The sequence below is a fragment of the Burkholderia sp. WSM2232 genome (assembly GCF_000472545.1).
Lineage (GTDB): Bacteria > Pseudomonadota > Gammaproteobacteria > Burkholderiales > Burkholderiaceae > Paraburkholderia.
Genome location: NZ_AWZV01000010.1, coordinates 229,943 through 245,543 on the forward strand (window position 1 = coordinate 229,943; position 15,601 = coordinate 245,543).

Genomic DNA, 15,601 nt, shown 5'->3' on the forward strand with positions numbered 1-15,601 from the left:
GCGCATGCGCCGTTCGCCTGTGTGGGTGGCCGTACAGATAGGCGTTATCCGCCGCGGTTAAATGAACCTCGACCGCATGGCGGCCGCGCAACGCGCATCGCGAGGACAGCGTGACTGAATCGAACGGACTGAACGCGCAGCTCATTTCGATCTGCATTCCAACCTGTAACCGGCCGCATCTGATCGAAGAGGCGATGCGCAGCTGCGAGGTGCAGACTTACGGTGAGCTCGAAATCGTGATCGGCGACGATTCGAGCGACGAGCGCACCGAGCAGGTCGTCAAACGCTGTCGCGTGGGTGCGAAACACCCGGTTCGCTACGAGCGCAATCTGCCCCGGCTCGGCCAGGCGAGCAACGTCAACCGGCTGTTTGCGCGTGCGCGCGGCGCGCGGCTCGTGCTGCTGCACGACGACGATCTGCTGGAGCCGCATGCGCTCGCCACGCTCGCTGCCTGCTGGCAGGTTCATCCGGACCTGACCGCCGCATTCGGCAAGCAGCGCGTGATCGCCGACGACGGCACGCCGCGGGCGGACGCCACCGCCCGGCTCAATCACGACTACCGCCGCGTGCCAGAGCGCGCGGGAAGGCTTGCGGTGCCCGCACTCGCGGGCATCGATCAGATGTTCCCGAACAACGGCTACCTCGTGGATACGCTGGCGGCGCGACGCATCGGTTATCGGCTCGCCGCGCAAGTGGGCGAGGCGTGCGACTTCGATTTCGGCCTGCGGCTGTGCGTGGCGGCGGCGGGCGTGTGCTTCGTCGACGAGTTCGTTTCGGTTTCGCGCGAAACCGCCTTGTCGATTTCGACGCATGCGTTGCCGGCGATGCACGCGTTCGCCCAACTGTGCGCGAGCGACGTGCCGGCCGCCGCGGGGGCTGCGCGCGACGATGCGCTGCGCCGCGTCGCGCCGCGCGCCGCATCTGCCTATGCGCGCGCTGGGGAGGCGCGCGCCGCGTGGAGCGTGCTGTTGTCGAGGCATTACTCGTTGCGCGACCGGCTGCGCGCGCGCTTTCTTTATCACGTATTGCTTGCCACACGCTCGACGCTTGCACCGCGCACTCCGCCTGGCGGCTGAGCGCGGCGCCGCCGGGCAGCGCTGCGCGCGGCGGATGCGCGCGCAGGAGCCGAAGACAATGTGGCAGGGCGTACAGAGGCGAGGGGCGCGCTTTGCTCTAATGCCCCAAAGAAGACTTGTGAGGAGCGTAGCGTGAGGCCAGTAGTCTTCGATGGCCAGTTCGGCTGGTTGCATCCGGCAGCCGGGCCGCATGGCGTGGTGCTGTGCCATGCGTTCGGCTACGACGCGCTTTGCACCTATCGCGGCATGCGGCGGCTCGCCGAGAGCCTCGCTGAACGCGGCATTGCGGTACTGCGCTTCGACTATCCTGGCACCGGCGACTCGGCGGGCGACGCGAGCGAGCCGGGCCGCTGGCGCGCATGGATCGACAGCATCAGGCAGGCCGTGGCGCTGCTGCGGCAGTCAACAGGCGTCGAGCGCGTGAGCTTGTGCGGTCTGCGGCTCGGCGCCACGCTTGCTGCGCTCGCGGCTCAGGAATTGGCCGATGTGGACGGACTCGTGTTGCTCTCGCCCGTGCTATCGGGCAAGAACTACCAGCGTGAGCTGCGCGCGGGGTACCGTCAGTGGCTTTCCATGCCCGCCGCGATGGATTGCCTGCCCGAGCCAGACACCGGCGAATTCGTCGAGGCATACGGCTTTCGCCTCTATCGCGACACGCTCGACAGTCTACGCGCCGTCGATCTGCGCCGCGATGCACCCGCGCCCGCGAAGCGCGTGCTGATACTCGATTCGCTCGACACGTCACGCGTCGATGCGCTTGCGGCGCATTATCGCGAGCAGGGCATCGAAACAGAGCGCCGCGGCTTCGACGAGTACAGCAAGTTCATGATGGAATCGCTCGACAGCGAGATTCCGCGCGCGGCGTTCGACTTGGTCGTGAACTGGCTTGCAGCGCGATCCGACGATGTTGCGGCGCTTGCGCTGCATTGCACCGCCGCCGTCACTAACTCTGACGAACCGCTCACCCATAACGTCGAAGCAGGCGTGACCGAAACGCCAGTGTGGCTCGACGGCGGCAGGATGTTCGGCATCTACTGCGCGCCTCGTGCACAGGGCGAGGCGGCAAGCGGCGCGCTTGCGCCCGCGGTGCTGATGGTCAACACGGGTGCCGTATCGAGAATCGGCAACGCTCGGCTTGGCGTGCGCTTCGCGCGGCGCCTCGCGCGGCAAGGCGTGGCCTCCTTGCGCGTCGATCTCCGCGGATTGGGCGACAGCCAGCCTTCGCTCGACGCAGTCACGCTTGATGCGCTCTACGCTCAGGACGGCGCCGACGACGCCGCGTGCGCGGCCCGCTGGCTCGCGGCGCGCGGCCATGCGGGTGTGGTGCTGCTCGGCATCTGCGCGGGCGCTTACGTCGGTCTGTACGCGGCGTCGCGCGAATCCGCGGTGACCGGTGCGGTGCTCGTCAACCTGCAGAAATTCACGTGGCGCAATATCTGCGACGAACAGGGCAAGCCGACCGTGCGCGTGGCGGCGATCGGTTCGACCCGCAGCTATCTGCGCTCCATCTGCGAGCCGCGCAAATGGCTACGCGTAGTGAAAGGGCAGACGGGCGGCTGGCCAGTCGCACGGGAACTGGCGGCCCGTTTTGCGTTGCGTATGAGCGCAACGCTTGCCGATCGCATCGAGCGCATCAGCGGACTCGAGCTGGGCGCGAGCGAAGAGCGGCGCCCGTTCGCCGCGCTCGATGCGCGCGGCGTGCAGACACGCCTGCTGTACGGCGTGCTCGACGACGGCGTCGAGGAGCTCGAAAAATATTTCGGAGTCCGTGGCGCTCGCTTGCGACGTTTGCGCTGCGTGCGCGTCGCGTTTCGCAAGCACACCGATCATGCGATTCTGTCCGCCGGCGCGCAGGAAAACGTGATGTCGTATGTCGAGGGCTTCTATCGCAGTCAGTTCGGCGGACGGCTCGGCGCTGCGGCAGGCGATGCGGGCGGCCCAGCAGCGCAAGACCGGGGCGGCCGCCGGGCGCGTGCCGCGCAGTGGTTGGCGAGGCACGCGCGCGCGTTTCATTTATCTGGTGAAGGGTGATGACTTCGCGGCCCGGCATATTACGCATCGCGCGAATCTGCGTGCCGTTGCGCTCCGCCTGCCAGCGCGCCGCCAGCGAGCCGATCGTCGTCCATGCGCGGCGCGCTTTCTTTGCGTCGGAGGCGTGCTGTGAACAGTCAATCTGAGCTTGACCGCATTAATCGCGTGGCGTGGAATTCGCGCGACGCGGCGCGCGTTTTCACGGCGGACAAGACGTTCTCCGATGCAGGGGAAGAGGCCGCTTTCGAGTGGCTCGCGCCGCGCTGTTCGCAAGCGCCGCTGCTCGATATCGGCATAGGCACGGGCCGCACGGTTGCGCTCATGCTCGCCATCTCGAACGACTACACCGGCGTGGACTACACGCCGAAGCTGCTGCAGTTGGCGAAATCGCGCTATCCGGGCCGCGACTTGCGGCATATGGATGCGCGCGACATGTCGGAGCTGCCCTCCGATCACTACGGGCTCGCCGCGTTCAGCTGGAACGGCATTGACTGCGTCGACTACGGCGACCGCGTGAAGATTCTCGAGGAGATGTATCGCGTGGTGCGCCCGGGCGGCTATGTGTTTTTCTCGTCGCACAACCGCGGCGGCCCCGGCTATCGGGAGAACATCTGGCAATTGTTGCCGCAGTTCACGTTCAATCCGCTCAAGCTCGGCTGGCGCACGCTGCGTTCAATGCGCCGCTTTCAGCTCGGCGCGCTGAATTACGTGCGCAACGTCAAGCTCAACCGCGACTACGGCGGCTACGCGGTCAAGACAGCGGCGGCTCACAACTTCGGCATTGTGATTGTCTACACGACGCTTGGCGAACAGCGCCGGCAACTGGCGCAGGTCGGGCTGCAATGCGATGCGGTGTTCGATAGTTGCACGGGCAACCGTATTGCCGACGACATCCGCGAGAGCGACGCGTGGTGGTTCCACTTCATCGCGCACAAGCCGCTTGCCGCGTGTCGTTTTGACGAGGAGAGCGGCCATGCACGCTCAGGCACGGCGGATTGACGAGCCCAATGCAGCGGGCTTCGACGAGCGGCGCTTTCGCCATGCGCTCGGCCGGTTCGCGACCGGCGTGGTCGTGCTCTCGACGGGCAGCGGCGAGCGCCTGCATGCGATGACCGCCAACGCGTTCATGTCGGGCTCGCTCAGGCCGCCGCTCATCGTCGTGTCGGTCGGGCAGCGCGCGCGCATGCACGAGCGGCTGATGGCGAGCGCGCTCTTCGGCGTTAGCGTCCTGTCGGACGCGCAGGAAGCGTACAGCCGCCACTTTGCGGGCGAGTCGCAGAGCGGGCTCGCGTCGAACTTCGCGCCGCTCTTCACAGCGCATTTCGCGCCTGTCGACGGACTCGCGGACGTGGTGCTGCTCGAACATGCGGCCGCGCGTTTCGCCGCCCGTGTGGTGGATCGGCATCCTTGCGGCGACCACACGTTGTTCGTCGGCGAGGTACTGGTGTTCTCGCTCGACGAGCACCCGCCGCTAGTGTTCTTCGGCGGGCACTATGCGTCGCTCGAGGCAGCGCGCGGTGCTGCGTCCCCAAGTGCAGGCCCGGCTCTTGCGGCACGAAATGATTAACCGGCCCCATGTTCCGTTCAGACAATTTCACTTGCTACGTGCGTCTTCGCACGATGCAAAGTCAGCGCGAAAGGCATGCTTGAGACGCAAGCTTATGGCCCGTGAAGACTCGACACGTTACACGAACGAAACAATTCTTCAGAGGGATAACCCTGTCAGGAAGTGTCCCAACTGGCGCAACGCTTTTGAAGCTAGCAACGTATCGTGAATGAGCACTACGAGAAGATAAAACACACAAAACGGCGGTTTATCAACAGGCTACGCGGGGGCGAACACCGCTTCGGGGAGAGGGTCATGGAACAGGCAAACAAGGATCGATCGCTGGTGAGCAAAGTGATGGACGGGCTCGTCACAGGGATCGTCGAGGAGAAATACGGCGCGATATTGCCGCCGCAGGACGTGCTGTCGAAAGAGTTCGACGTGAGCCGCACCGTCATGCGCGAGGCGCTTTCGATGCTGCTCGCGCGCGACATGCTCGACGTGCGCCCCAAGATCGGCACCCGCATCCGGCCCATGAGCGACTGGCGCATGATCGACGAGGACGTCGTGAACTGGCGTTTTCGCGCCAAGCCCGATCCGCTGTTCCTGCGCGACGTGATCGAGTTTCGCATTCTGATCGAACCGCGTGCGTCGGCACAGGCCGCTTTGCGCGGCAGCGCGGCCGACATTGCGGCCGTGCGCGATGCGTTCGAGGCGTTCCGCGTGATCCGTCCGGAGGAGCCAGGCTATCAGGAGGCCGACGAACTGTTCCATACGCGCATCGTCGTCGCGAGCGGCAACCAGTTTTTCAAGCAGATGGCGGCGATCATTCGCGGCGCGCTGTCGACGGGCAATCCGATCGCCAGTGCGCGCGAGGGCATGTGGGAATCGGCGGTGAACTCACATCGGCGCGTGGTCGAGGCAATCGAACGGCGCGACCCGAAAGAAGCCGAACTCGCTTCGATGGCGATGATCGACTCTACGACAGAAGAGATCGCCGGCACCTTCGCCGGCGCGCCGCCGATTCCGCCCGCGCGCAGCTGAGGTGTAGCTCAGCTGCTGCGGGGAGCCAAGGGGCGCAGCGGCGCGGCGGCTTTGCGCCGCCGCGTGTTCCTGTTTCAGCGTGCGGGTTGTGCGGCTGTGTCGCTGTAGTGTCGCGGTAGTCTGACACGTCACGCGGCGCGTTGACGCGAACGGCGCAATTGCCGCTACACGCGACGCGCTCGGCGCGAACGGTGCACGCGGCCCGCATGACCCTCACATGCGCGACAATGGCGGCTTTCGTTAACCGCATGGACGCCGTGTGATCGTGACAACCGCCAACCCGACTGCCAGCACAACTTCTAGCGCAACAGCCGGCACAACCGCCGAACGGATCGCCGGCGCAACTGCCGGAGAGACCACCGGCGCAACTGCCACACCGGCCACAGCGGCCGCACCGGCAAGCTCATCAGCCACCACACCCGCCGCCACATCGTCCACCCAGCAAGCCGTGCCCGAAGGCCCGATCCGCTGGGGCATTGTCGGCGCCGGTCGCATTGCGCGCCGCTTCGCGCAGGGCCTCGCCTATGTGCCCGACGCGCGGCTCGCCGCGCTATGGTCGCGGCGGCCCGAGCCCACCCAGGCGTTTGCCGACGAGTTCGGCGCGCAGCGTGCCGAGAGCTTCGACGCGCTGCTGGAAAGCGGCATCGACGCGCTATACATCGCCACCGTGCAGGACAGCCACGCCGATTACGCGGTTGCCGGTCTGCAAGCCGGCCTGCACGTGCTATGCGAAAAGCCGGCGACCATCAACAGGCAGCAACTCGAGCGCGTGCTCGACGCCGCGCGCGGCGCGCAGCGGCTCTTCATGGAGGCGATGAAGCCGCCGTTCTATCCGTTGTACAGAAAGTTGCGCGCGCATCTAGATGCCCATCCGATCGGCGAAATGGGGCTGGTGCGGGCCGGTTGCTCGGTTCCCGGCGTCCCCGACGACCACCCGTCGCTGTCGTTCGAGCATGCGGGCGGTGCGTTGCTCGATATCGGCATCTACGAAATGTTTCTCGCCGTGGACTGGCTCGGCGCACCGCTCGACGTGCAAACGCTGGGACGTCTCGGGCCGACTGGCGTCGATACGTTTGCAAGCCTCAATAGCCGGCACGAGCGCGGCATCGCGCAGCTCTTCTGCGGCCTGGACCTGCACGGCAAGGGCGACGCGCTGCTGATGGCAAAAGGCGGCCATGTGACGATTCACGAGCCCTGGTGGAACCCGTCGCGCGCGACCATCCGTTATGCGGACGGCCGCGTGGCGGAGTTGGACGCGCCGTTCGAAGGAGGTGGCCTGAACTACGAGACCGCGCATTTCTGCGAGCTGATTCGCGCTGGACAACTCGAAAGCCCACTGATGCCGCACAGCAAGTCGTTGCAGATGATCGCGATGGCCGACGCTGCGCGCGCGGCGCTAGGGCTTAGGTTCTCGGGCGAATGAGCGGGCGAATGAGCGGGCGAATGAGCGCGGCCGCGTTCGATCAGATTGAGCGCCGCCGCGTTCAATGAGCGTGAGCCGCGCCGCGTTCAGTGGCGAGCGGGTAAGCGGTTGCGCGGCGCGCGTGGCATGGCTAGCGTTTTACCTGTGCGGCCGAGCCGGCTCTGCCGCCCGCGTGTTCAGTGCCGCGAGGGCAACGCGAGGCGCCGTTCGTACCAGCGTTGCAGCATCTCGAGTATCTGGCAAAGCACCCAGTAGACGGCCGCGGCTGCCAGATAAAGAGGCAACGGCTGATACGTCGACGCGATGATCTCCTGCGCGCTGCGCAGCAGTTCCGTCACGGTAATGACCGACACGAGTGACGTGTCCTTGATGAGGCTGATGAGGCTGTTCGACAGGCTCGGCACGGCGATGCGCAGCGCCTGCGGCGCGATTACGTAACGCAGCGTCTGGCGCCGCGAAAGTCCGAGGCTGTAGGCGGCGAGCCATTGTCCCTGGTGTATGCCGAGAATCGCGCCGCGCATGCTCTCCGACAGATACGCAGCCACGTTCGCCGACAACGCGATCACGCCGGCTGGCGTCGGCTCCAGCGAAATGCCGAAGCTCGGCAGCCCGTAGTAGATCACGAAGATCTGCACGAGCAGCGGCGTGCCGCGCATCACGCTCACGTAGATGCGCGCGAGCCGGTTCAGGGTGCGGCTGTGGCTGACGCCCATCAGCGCGAGCACGGCGCCCGCGATCAGGCCGAAGAACATCGACAGAACGGCGAACTTGACCGTCAGGACGGCGCCCTGCGCGAGCACGGGCAGCGATTCGACGAGCAGGGAAGTGGTGGACATGAGCGGTGCTCGGGTTGGCGCGCAAGGCGCACTGTGTCAGTGAGAGCGCGTGCTGCAGCAGTGCGAAGGGCGGCGTTTGAGGCATGCCGCCCTTCGTTGCACCGTGAGCCGCTTATTTGAGCGGCTTGCTCACGTCTATGCCGAACCACTTGTCGGAAATCTTCGCGAACGTGCCGTCGGCTTCGAGCTGCGTCATCGCGTCGTCGATTGCCTTGGCGAATTTCGGGTTGTTCTTTTTGAACGGAATGCCCGACGGGTTGCCCGCACCGACGTTCGCGCCGGTGCGCAGCGGCAACTGCGAGTTCTTCAGCAGATAGGCGAGCATCAGGCGGTCGTTGAGCGCCGCGTCGAGACGGCCGGCCGCCAGATCGCGCAGATATTCGGGTGCGCCCGGATAGGTCTTCACGTCGATGCCCGGCACGGACTTCGCCATGTCCATGTAGTTGGTGCCGAGGCCGACGCCGAGCTTCTTGCCCTTCAGATCGTCGAGCGACTTGAACTGGCGCGTGTCGTCCTTACGCTGGATCAGCTGCGCAGCGGAATACGTGTAGGCCGGCGAAAAGTCGAGCGCCTGCTTGCGCGCGTCCGTTATGCCCACCTGGTTGACGATCACGTCGAACTTGCCGGCCTGCAGGCCGGCGATGATGCCGCTCCATTCGGTCGTGATGAATTCGGGCTTCACGCCGAGCCTGGCGGCGACCGCCTTGGCGATGTCCACGTCGTAGCCGACCAGTTCGCCCGACGGCGCTTTGGAGTTGAACGGAGGAAAGGTGCCTTCCAGGCCGACGCGCAGTGTGCCGCGCTGCTTGACCTGGTCCAGCAGGTCTTCGGCGTGAGCCGCGACCGCGGTGAACGAAGCGCCGATCAGAGCGGCGGCGAAAAGTTTTTTCAACAAGCGAAGTTGCATCGTGGTCCTTTTTTTGTTGGCGTGCGTTATAGCGGACGAAAGCTTAACAAAGCAGACTGTCCGACGCTAAATACCGATTGCTCATGTCTGTATGACGAGGGCGGCACGTTGCTGGTCGTGAGCGGCATAAGGCCGGAGCGAGATCAGCATGAGGCCATCGTGAGTACGGAGTCAGGCCAGCATGCGGCTCGCACCTGTCTTGCTCTGAAGTCGCACGTGGCCGCACGCGGTCGTCACGAAGCCCGTACCGAGCCTGCATGCGGTTCGCACCTAGCCCCCACCTCGCGCGCTCTGCGGCCAGCCCGCCCGAGCGCCGCGTGCGCGCGCCATGCGGCCCGGCGCCCGGCTAGCGCAGCGCCTGAACGCATTCGCCGATAAGCGCCGGTCCGCGGTAGATGAAGCCGGTATAAAGCTGCACGAGCGAAGCGCCCGCGGCGAGCTTGGCGCGCGCGTCGTCACCGGAAAAGATGCCGCCCACGCCGATAATGGGCACCGTCTCGCCGACTTCCGCGCGCAGCTTGCGGATCACTTCGTTCGACGCGTCGAACACCGGCTTGCCCGACAGGCCGCCGGCTTCGTCGCCGTATTGCATGCCCGCGACGGCGGTGCGCGAGAGCGTGGTGTTGGTCGCGATCACGCCTTCGAAGCGGTGACGCAGCAGCGTGTCGGCGATCGACTTGATCTGCTCGTCGTCGAGGTCGGGGGCGATCTTCAACGCGAGCGGCACGAGCTTGCCGTGCATGTCGGCGAGGCGCTGCTGCTTGTCCTTGAGGGCCGCGAGCAGTGCGTCGAGTTCGTCGGCGCCTTGCAACTGGCGCAGGTTTTTCGTATTCGGCGACGAGATGTTGACCGTCACGTAGCTCGCGAACGGATAGACCCGTTCGAGGCAGTAGAGGTAGTCGTCGGCGGCCCGCTCGATCGGCGTGTCGGCGTTCTTGCCGATGTTCAGGCCGAGAATGCCGCGATAGCGCGCGGCCTGCACGTTCTTCACGAACTGGTCGACGCCCGCATTGTTGAAACCCATGCGGTTGATCACGGCTTGCGCCTGCGGCAGCCGGAACATGCGGGGACGCGGGTTGCCCGGCTGCGCGCGCGGCGTGACCGTGCCCACTTCGATAAAGCCGAAGCCGAGCGCGGCAAGGCCGTCGATTGCTGCGCCGTCCTTGTCGAGGCCCGCGGCGAGCCCCACCGGATTGCGGAAGGCCAGCCCCATGACCGTGCGGGGGGCGTCCGGCACCCGCGCGGCGAGCGTGCCCGCGAGGCCGGTGCGCCCGGCGGCGCCGAGCGCGCGCAAGGTAAGGTGATGAGCGTCTTCCGCGTCCATGCGAAAGAGTTGGGCGCGTATGAGCGGGTAGAGGGAACTGAACACGGGACGAAGCCGGGCGGCCGAAAAATGGGAACCCGCTATTTTACCGGCTTTGCGCTTTCAATGAGATGGGGCAGAAGAGCGACGTGGTAGGCGCTCAAGGTCGCAGCGGCCCGCCGCGCTTGCCCTGCGAACCCGCGCCATGAAGCGCGAGGTCGACGCCGGTGGGGTCGAGCACGCGCCACGCGGCGTCGATCAGGCCTTCGAGCGGCCGGAAATTGGCCTTGTAGGCCATCTTCGGACTTTCGCGGATCCAGTAGCCGAGATACACGTACGGCAGCTTCAGGCTCCTTGCCTGCTCGATCTGCCAGTAGATGTTGTAGGTGCCGAAGCTCGTATGGGGCAGCCCCGGCTCGAAGAAGGTGTACACGGACGAAAGCCCATCGCCGAGTATGTCGATCATGCTGATCATGCGCAGCACGCCGGGAGAATCGGGACGCTCCGGCAGCGGCTCGCGGAATTCGACCAGCCGCGAATTGATCCGGCTTTGCAGCAGGAACTGCTCGTATTGATCGCGGCTGTCGCGGTCCATGCCGCCGCCCGCATGCCGCGCGGACTGATAGCGCATGTAGAGCGCGTAGTGCTCTTCGTCGTAGTGAAGCGGCGCGACCGTTGCGATCATGTCGCCGTGTTTTTTCCACACGCGACGCTGGGTGCGGTTGGGTTCAAAGCGGTCCACCGGCACGCGCACCGGCACACAGGCACGGCAGCCGTCGCAATACGGCCGGTAGGTGAACACGCCGGAACGCCGGAAGCCGGCCTTGACGAGATCCGTATAGACGTCCGAGTTGATCAGGTGACTGGGCGTGGCGACCTGCGAACGCGCGATGCGCCCGTCCAGATAACTGCAGGGGTAGGGCGCCGTTGCATAAAATTGCAGCGCCGAAAGTGGAGAAAGAGGCAGCTCGTTGGGATGAGTCACGTTGGCAGCTCTCAAAGCGTCTCTGGTAATGCAAACCCGGTGCGCGTTGCGGCTAGCTCGTCGATCCGCGCGTGGCGATGAACGGATCCGGATTCGGCCTGATTCTTCCTACGCCGCTTGCGCGAGCACATCGAGCAACACGGTCTTGTCGAAGCGCCATGGAATGCGCGGTGCGTCGACCGACGCGCGAACATGCGCGATGAACGTCTTGCGCGCTATCTCGCGACCGCCGAGCGACGCCAGATGCGACGTGTTCTGCTGGCAGTCTATCATTTCTATTTCATGACGGCGCAAGTGCCCGACAAGCGCGGCCAGCGCCATTTTGGAGGCATCCGTCACGTTCGCGAACATGGATTCGCCGAAGAACATCTTGCCGAACGAGACGCCATACAAGCCGCCCACGCGTTCGCCCTCGAACCATGTTTCGATGCTGTGCGCATCGCCCATGCGATGCAGCGACGTGTACGCGTCGACCACGTCGGCGGTGATCCACGTGCCGCGTTGGCCGCGCCGCGGCGCCTCTGCGCAGGCGCGCATCACGGCGGGAAAATCCTGATCGACACGGATCTCCCACGCGTCTTCGCGCAACACGCGCTTGAGCGTCTTGCGCAGCGACGGCGAGACCTTGAACTCCGCGGGACGCAGGATCATGCGCGGATCGGGGCTCCACCACAGCACGGGCTGGCCGTCCGAGTACCAGGGAAAAATGCCGTGCCGATAGGCGTCTATGAGCCGTGACGGCAGCAGGTCGCCGCTCGCGGCGAGCAGTCCGGGAGCGCCGCTTGCCGCGCCGAGCGCGCGCTCGACGGGAGGAAACGGATCGTCGGGTCCGAGCCAGGGAACCATGCAGGGCGCTCAGCCTTCGCGCAGCGAGCGGAAGATGTCGCCGGTGTGCAGACCGAAACTGCCGGCCGCGCGGTCGGCGAAAAAGAAACGCAGCGTTTGCCCGACGGTGGGAAACGCAATCTCGTCCCACGGAATGTCGCGTTCCTCGAAGAGCTTCACTTCGAGACTTTCCTCGCCCGCGGCAATGTCCAGATCGAGCAGGCGCGCCATGTAGAAGAGATGCACCTGGTGCACGTGCGGCACGTTCAGCAGCGAGAAGAGGCTTTGCACCTCGACGCGCGCGCCCGCTTCCTCGAGCGTTTCGCGCGACGCGGCCTCGGCGGTGGTTTCGCCCATTTCCATGAAGCCCGCGGGCAGCGTCCAGTAGCCATAGCGCGGTTCGATTGCGCGGCGGCACAGCAGCACCTTGTCGTCCCAGACCGGAACGGTGCCGACCACGTTGCGCGGATTCTGATAGTGCACCGTGCCGCAACTGCCGCATACGAAGCGCTCGCGGTTGTCGCCCGGCGGAATGCTCAGGCTGACGCCGTGGCCGCAGACAGAACAGAATTTCATAGGAAGGGGACGAGAAAGAGTGCTAGGAGTTTATCACTGGGGCGGCGTGGTTTTCGTGGCGTGTGGGAAGGCGGGCGCTGGGTGAGGTTGGCGGGCGTCGATCGGCGGGAGGAAGTGCGATAGGGCGTCGTCGCGCTCCGCGGATTGGCGACGCGGTGAGGGCCGGGCTGTGACGATGGCGACGCCGGGGCAACAGGAACAGTGCGGACGGAAGTGTGGCGCAAAGAAGCGGACGGCGCCTCGGGCAGACAAAGCCGACTCATAACGGACGCACAAACAAAAAAGGCTTACCAGTTTGGCAAGCCTTGCATGCTGTTTCCACATTGGGACCAGTTGACGGTTGAGTTATCTGCTGAAAATGCCGATAAGTCACGTACTGGTTATGGTTGCGGGGGTAGGATTTGAACCTACGACCTTCGGGTTATGAGCCCGACGAGCTGCCAGACTGCTCCACCCCGCGTCCGTCGAAGAAAAGATTATAGAACAACGAAGGCGCCGATGCAATAGCCGTCTGAGAATTTGCCTCGTCGCTTGCTTGTTGGCGCGCCGTAAGGCACTCCATTTGCGGCAAGGTCGCGCGATGCGCGGCCGGCGTCGCATCACGCAAGGCCCGCGAAACGCGCTGCGTTAGAATCGGAATCTCCCGGCGCGCCGTCATGCTCTGTCCCGCGAGTTGCGCAGCTTCACCGCGAAACGCCCAACTCACCGCAGGCCAACTGCCGGCCGCGATGCATGACGTCGACGCGCCCGCACTTTCACTCGCCCCCGGAATTTCATGGATATCGCTCACGATCTGCAGGTCATTGCCGCTCAGGAACATGCGCTTGTGTTCCCTCAATTCGATGCCGACCGCGCCTGGCAAATCGGCGCCTATCTGCATGAGGTCGCGAAGGCGCGCGGCATCGCGGCCGCTATCGACGTGCGTACCTTCGGTCAACCTCTGTTCTTCAGTCTGCTCGCTGGCGCAACGCCGGACAACGTCGATTGGGCGCGCCGCAAGGGCAACACGGTCGCGCATTTCCGGCGCAGTTCTTACGCGATCGGCCTGAAGATGCAGCAGTCCGGCAGCACGCTCGCCGACAAGCACGGTCTGCCCGCCACCGAGTATGCGTCGCACGGCGGCGCGTTTCCATTGACGGTGACCGGCGCGGGCGTGATCGGCTCCATCACGGTGTCCGGCCTGCCGCAGCGCGCCGATCATGAGTTCGTGGTGGAGGCCTTGTGCGCGCACCTCGGTCACGACTACAGCAAGCTTGCGCTTGCAAAGGCCTGAGCCCATGCGGGTGCCGCCTTATGCATTGCTTGGCGTTGCGATTGTGGCCGAAGTGATTGCGACTTCGGCGATGCGGGCGTCGGACGGTTTCTCGCGGCTCGTGCCTTCGGCGGTGGTGGTGTTCGGCTACGCCGTCGCCTTTTACTGCCTGTCGCTGACCTTGCGGACTCTTCCGGTCGGCATCGTGTACGCGGTGTGGTCGGGCGCCGGCATCGTGCTGATCACGCTGGTCGCGTTGCTGCTGTACGGGCAGGTGCCCGACGTGCCGGCCGTCGTCGGCCTCGGCCTGATCATCGCTGGCGTCACCGTGCTGAACGTCTTTTCGAAGATGCAGGCGCATTAGAACGCGCACGAGGCGCGTTCCGCGAGGCGCGGGTTATCAAGGCTGCACGGCGTGGCCCGCGCTCAGCGCTTTAACTGCGCTTACTTGCAACGCACGATCATCGAGCGGTTCTTTACGTTGGCCGACACGACGTTCGTCACGCTGCCGCCGGCGGTGCCGCCCTCGTCATTGTCTTTCGACACGATGTCGTAGCCCGTCGCGCCGCACGCCTTGCCCGCCTGCACATAGCACGAGGCCCAGCTCGAATCGGCGCCGGCTCCGCTGCAGTTCACCGCAAAGCCTGTCTGGCCGTTAGGCAGATTGATCAACGACGTGGTGTTGGACGACGCGCAGCCGGCGACGCCCGCACCCACGAGGAGCGCGGCCCACAGCGGCGTGTGGCGCAGCAGCGTCCGCGCGAAGCCACGGTGACCATGGCTGGTGCGCAGCAATTGCGTCATGAAATGCATCGTGTTTGTTTCCTTTGATGATCGGCGCTTGCGCCGCGCGCAAGCTCAAGGTGTTTCGATAGTGATGCCTGCCGCGCTGACCGCCCGGCGGCTTTCCGTGCCGCTTTCGGTGGCCGCGTCTTCCCAGATGCTGATGGCTTTGGCAATGTCGATGCCGTGACTTTCGGCGTACTCGAACCATCGGTTGGCCGCATCGGGCTCGGGCAGTTCGTGGTCATGCAGAAAATATTTTCCCATATTGCGCTCGCTGGACATGGAACGGCGCCAGTGCGGGAGCACGGAGTATGCCGGACGAACCTGTTCGACCGACGCTGAACGCAGAAGTGCGGGCGAGGTGAAAGGCGCGGCAAGACCGTGGGAAAAGCCGGGCAAGTGCACGACAGGCGCGGGTCAAGTGCAGACGCACAGAACTAATTGCCTTGTCGTGCGCCTTACCTGAACCATTGCAACGAGGAGAACGATCATGGCTGAGCGGGTCAGCGGCCCTTATCGCGGCTATTACATCAGCGCCGCAGCGCGCCTCGTACCGGCAAGTGACGCGCACGGCGCGCCTGGCAATTACGTCGGTTCCGTGAGTCTCGCCGAGCTCGGCCCCGACGATCCACACCGGATGGAAACCTTGCTCGACCTCGGGGCAGAGCAGCGCTTCAGCAACGAGGAGGAGGCGCTCGCGTTTGTCGAACAGGCCGCGCGCGATTACGTCGACCGTCTGCTGGGAAGCCGCTCTTGACGGCACGCGACGCACGGGCAGGCGCAGGCGCGGAAGCGGAGAAGCGGATGCGGGGGCTGGCGCGGGAGCAGGCGCGGGCGCTGGCACAAGGGCAGCGGGAGGGGCAGGCGCGAGAGCCGGCACAAGAAGGCCCGCCGCAGTGGCGGACGCAAGCGCAGAGGCAAGGGCAAGGGCAAGGGCAAGGGCAAGGGCAAGGGCAAGGGCAAGGGCAAGGGCAAGGGCAAGGGCAAGGGCAAGGGCAAGGGCAAGGGCAA

Annotated in this window: 17 protein-coding genes and 1 tRNA gene; 9 read left to right on the forward strand and 9 right to left on the reverse strand. The window is 65.3% G+C overall.

Annotation, left to right across the window (positions count from 1 at the left end; genetic code table 11):
- The first annotated feature begins 110 nt into the window (after nucleotides 1-110).
- The 6 genes from F757_RS0111125 to F757_RS0111150 all read left to right on the forward strand — a co-directional run bounded on the left by F757_RS0111125 (nucleotide 111) and on the right by F757_RS0111150 (nucleotide 7,120).
- Entirely contained in the window at nucleotides 111-1,076 is a 966-nt protein-coding gene (locus F757_RS0111125; protein WP_027211454.1) for a glycosyltransferase family 2 protein, read from the forward strand.
- Between the two features lie 132 nt (nucleotides 1,077-1,208).
- Nucleotides 1,209-3,107: an alpha/beta fold hydrolase gene (locus F757_RS0111130; protein WP_027211455.1), complete on the forward strand. Its 1,899-nt coding sequence runs from the start codon at nucleotides 1,209-1,211 to the stop codon at nucleotides 3,105-3,107.
- A gap of 129 nt (nucleotides 3,108-3,236) precedes the next feature.
- Nucleotides 3,237-4,106 carry a class I SAM-dependent methyltransferase gene (locus tag F757_RS0111135; protein WP_027211456.1) on the forward strand — a complete coding sequence of 290 codons (870 nt, stop codon included), beginning with the start codon at nucleotides 3,237-3,239 and terminating at the stop codon, nucleotides 4,104-4,106.
- Nucleotides 4,081-4,674, forward strand: coding sequence for a flavin reductase family protein (locus F757_RS0111140; RefSeq protein WP_027211457.1), 594 nt, complete (start codon nucleotides 4,081-4,083; stop codon nucleotides 4,672-4,674). Before F757_RS0111135 ends, F757_RS0111140 begins: the two co-directional genes overlap by 26 nt.
- Before the next feature lie 294 nt (nucleotides 4,675-4,968).
- A complete protein-coding gene (locus F757_RS0111145; protein WP_027211458.1) occupies nucleotides 4,969-5,697 on the forward strand; it encodes a FadR/GntR family transcriptional regulator in 729 nt (242 codons plus the stop codon).
- A 448-nt stretch (nucleotides 5,698-6,145) separates the two neighbouring features.
- On the forward strand, nucleotides 6,146-7,120 hold the full coding sequence (locus F757_RS0111150; RefSeq protein WP_027211459.1) for a Gfo/Idh/MocA family protein: 975 nt from the start codon (nucleotides 6,146-6,148) through the stop codon (nucleotides 7,118-7,120).
- Between the two features lie 176 nt (nucleotides 7,121-7,296).
- On the opposite strand, the gene F757_RS0111155 is transcribed toward F757_RS0111150, so the two are convergent.
- The 7 genes from F757_RS0111155 to F757_RS0111185 all read right to left on the reverse strand — a co-directional run bounded on the left by F757_RS0111155 (nucleotide 7,297) and on the right by F757_RS0111185 (nucleotide 13,012).
- A complete protein-coding gene (locus tag F757_RS0111155; protein ID WP_027211460.1) occupies nucleotides 7,297-7,956 on the reverse strand; it encodes an amino acid ABC transporter permease in 660 nt (219 codons plus the stop codon).
- Between the two features lie 112 nt (nucleotides 7,957-8,068).
- The gene (locus F757_RS0111160) at nucleotides 8,069-8,863 is read right to left on the reverse strand and encodes a cystine ABC transporter substrate-binding protein (protein ID WP_027211461.1); all 795 of its coding nucleotides are present in this window, start codon (nucleotides 8,861-8,863) and stop codon (nucleotides 8,069-8,071) included.
- A 346-nt stretch (nucleotides 8,864-9,209) separates the two neighbouring features.
- Nucleotides 9,210-10,232 carry a quinone-dependent dihydroorotate dehydrogenase gene (locus F757_RS0111165; protein WP_027211462.1) on the reverse strand — a complete coding sequence of 341 codons (1,023 nt, stop codon included), beginning with the start codon at nucleotides 10,230-10,232 and terminating at the stop codon, nucleotides 9,210-9,212.
- A gap of 94 nt (nucleotides 10,233-10,326) precedes the next feature.
- Nucleotides 10,327-11,151 carry an arginyltransferase gene (locus tag F757_RS0111170; RefSeq protein WP_027211463.1) on the reverse strand — a complete coding sequence of 275 codons (825 nt, stop codon included), beginning with the start codon at nucleotides 11,149-11,151 and terminating at the stop codon, nucleotides 10,327-10,329.
- Nucleotides 11,152-11,259: 108 nt separating this feature from the next.
- Complete coding sequence (gene aat / locus F757_RS0111175; RefSeq protein WP_027211464.1) at nucleotides 11,260-11,997, reverse strand: leucyl/phenylalanyl-tRNA--protein transferase; 738 nt, start codon at nucleotides 11,995-11,997, stop codon at nucleotides 11,260-11,262.
- A gap of 9 nt (nucleotides 11,998-12,006) precedes the next feature.
- Entirely contained in the window at nucleotides 12,007-12,552 is a 546-nt protein-coding gene (locus F757_RS0111180; RefSeq protein ID WP_013339039.1) for an NUDIX hydrolase, read from the reverse strand.
- A 383-nt stretch (nucleotides 12,553-12,935) separates the two neighbouring features.
- Nucleotides 12,936-13,012 (reverse strand) — tRNA-Met (locus tag F757_RS0111185).
- 315 nt (nucleotides 13,013-13,327) lie between these two features.
- On the opposite strand from F757_RS0111185, the gene F757_RS0111190 reads away from it, so the two are divergent.
- Entirely contained in the window at nucleotides 13,328-13,825 is a 498-nt protein-coding gene (locus F757_RS0111190) for a heme-degrading domain-containing protein (RefSeq protein WP_027211465.1), read from the forward strand.
- Between the two features lie 4 nt (nucleotides 13,826-13,829).
- Nucleotides 13,830-14,168: a DMT family transporter gene (locus F757_RS0111195; RefSeq protein WP_027211466.1), complete on the forward strand. Its 339-nt coding sequence runs from the start codon at nucleotides 13,830-13,832 to the stop codon at nucleotides 14,166-14,168.
- A gap of 80 nt (nucleotides 14,169-14,248) precedes the next feature.
- Here F757_RS0111195 and F757_RS0111200 read toward each other — a convergent pair whose 3' ends face one another.
- Both F757_RS0111200 and F757_RS0111205 read right to left on the reverse strand, forming a co-directional pair.
- On the reverse strand, nucleotides 14,249-14,617 hold the full coding sequence (locus F757_RS0111200; RefSeq protein WP_027211467.1) for a hypothetical protein: 369 nt from the start codon (nucleotides 14,615-14,617) through the stop codon (nucleotides 14,249-14,251).
- 45 nt (nucleotides 14,618-14,662) lie between these two features.
- The gene (locus F757_RS0111205) at nucleotides 14,663-14,854 is read right to left on the reverse strand and encodes a hypothetical protein (RefSeq protein ID WP_027211468.1); all 192 of its coding nucleotides are present in this window, start codon (nucleotides 14,852-14,854) and stop codon (nucleotides 14,663-14,665) included.
- A gap of 226 nt (nucleotides 14,855-15,080) precedes the next feature.
- Between F757_RS0111205 and F757_RS0111210 the strand changes: the two genes are divergently transcribed.
- On the forward strand, nucleotides 15,081-15,347 hold the full coding sequence (locus F757_RS0111210; protein ID WP_027211469.1) for a hypothetical protein: 267 nt from the start codon (nucleotides 15,081-15,083) through the stop codon (nucleotides 15,345-15,347).
- The last annotated feature ends 254 nt before the right edge of the window (nucleotides 15,348-15,601 follow it).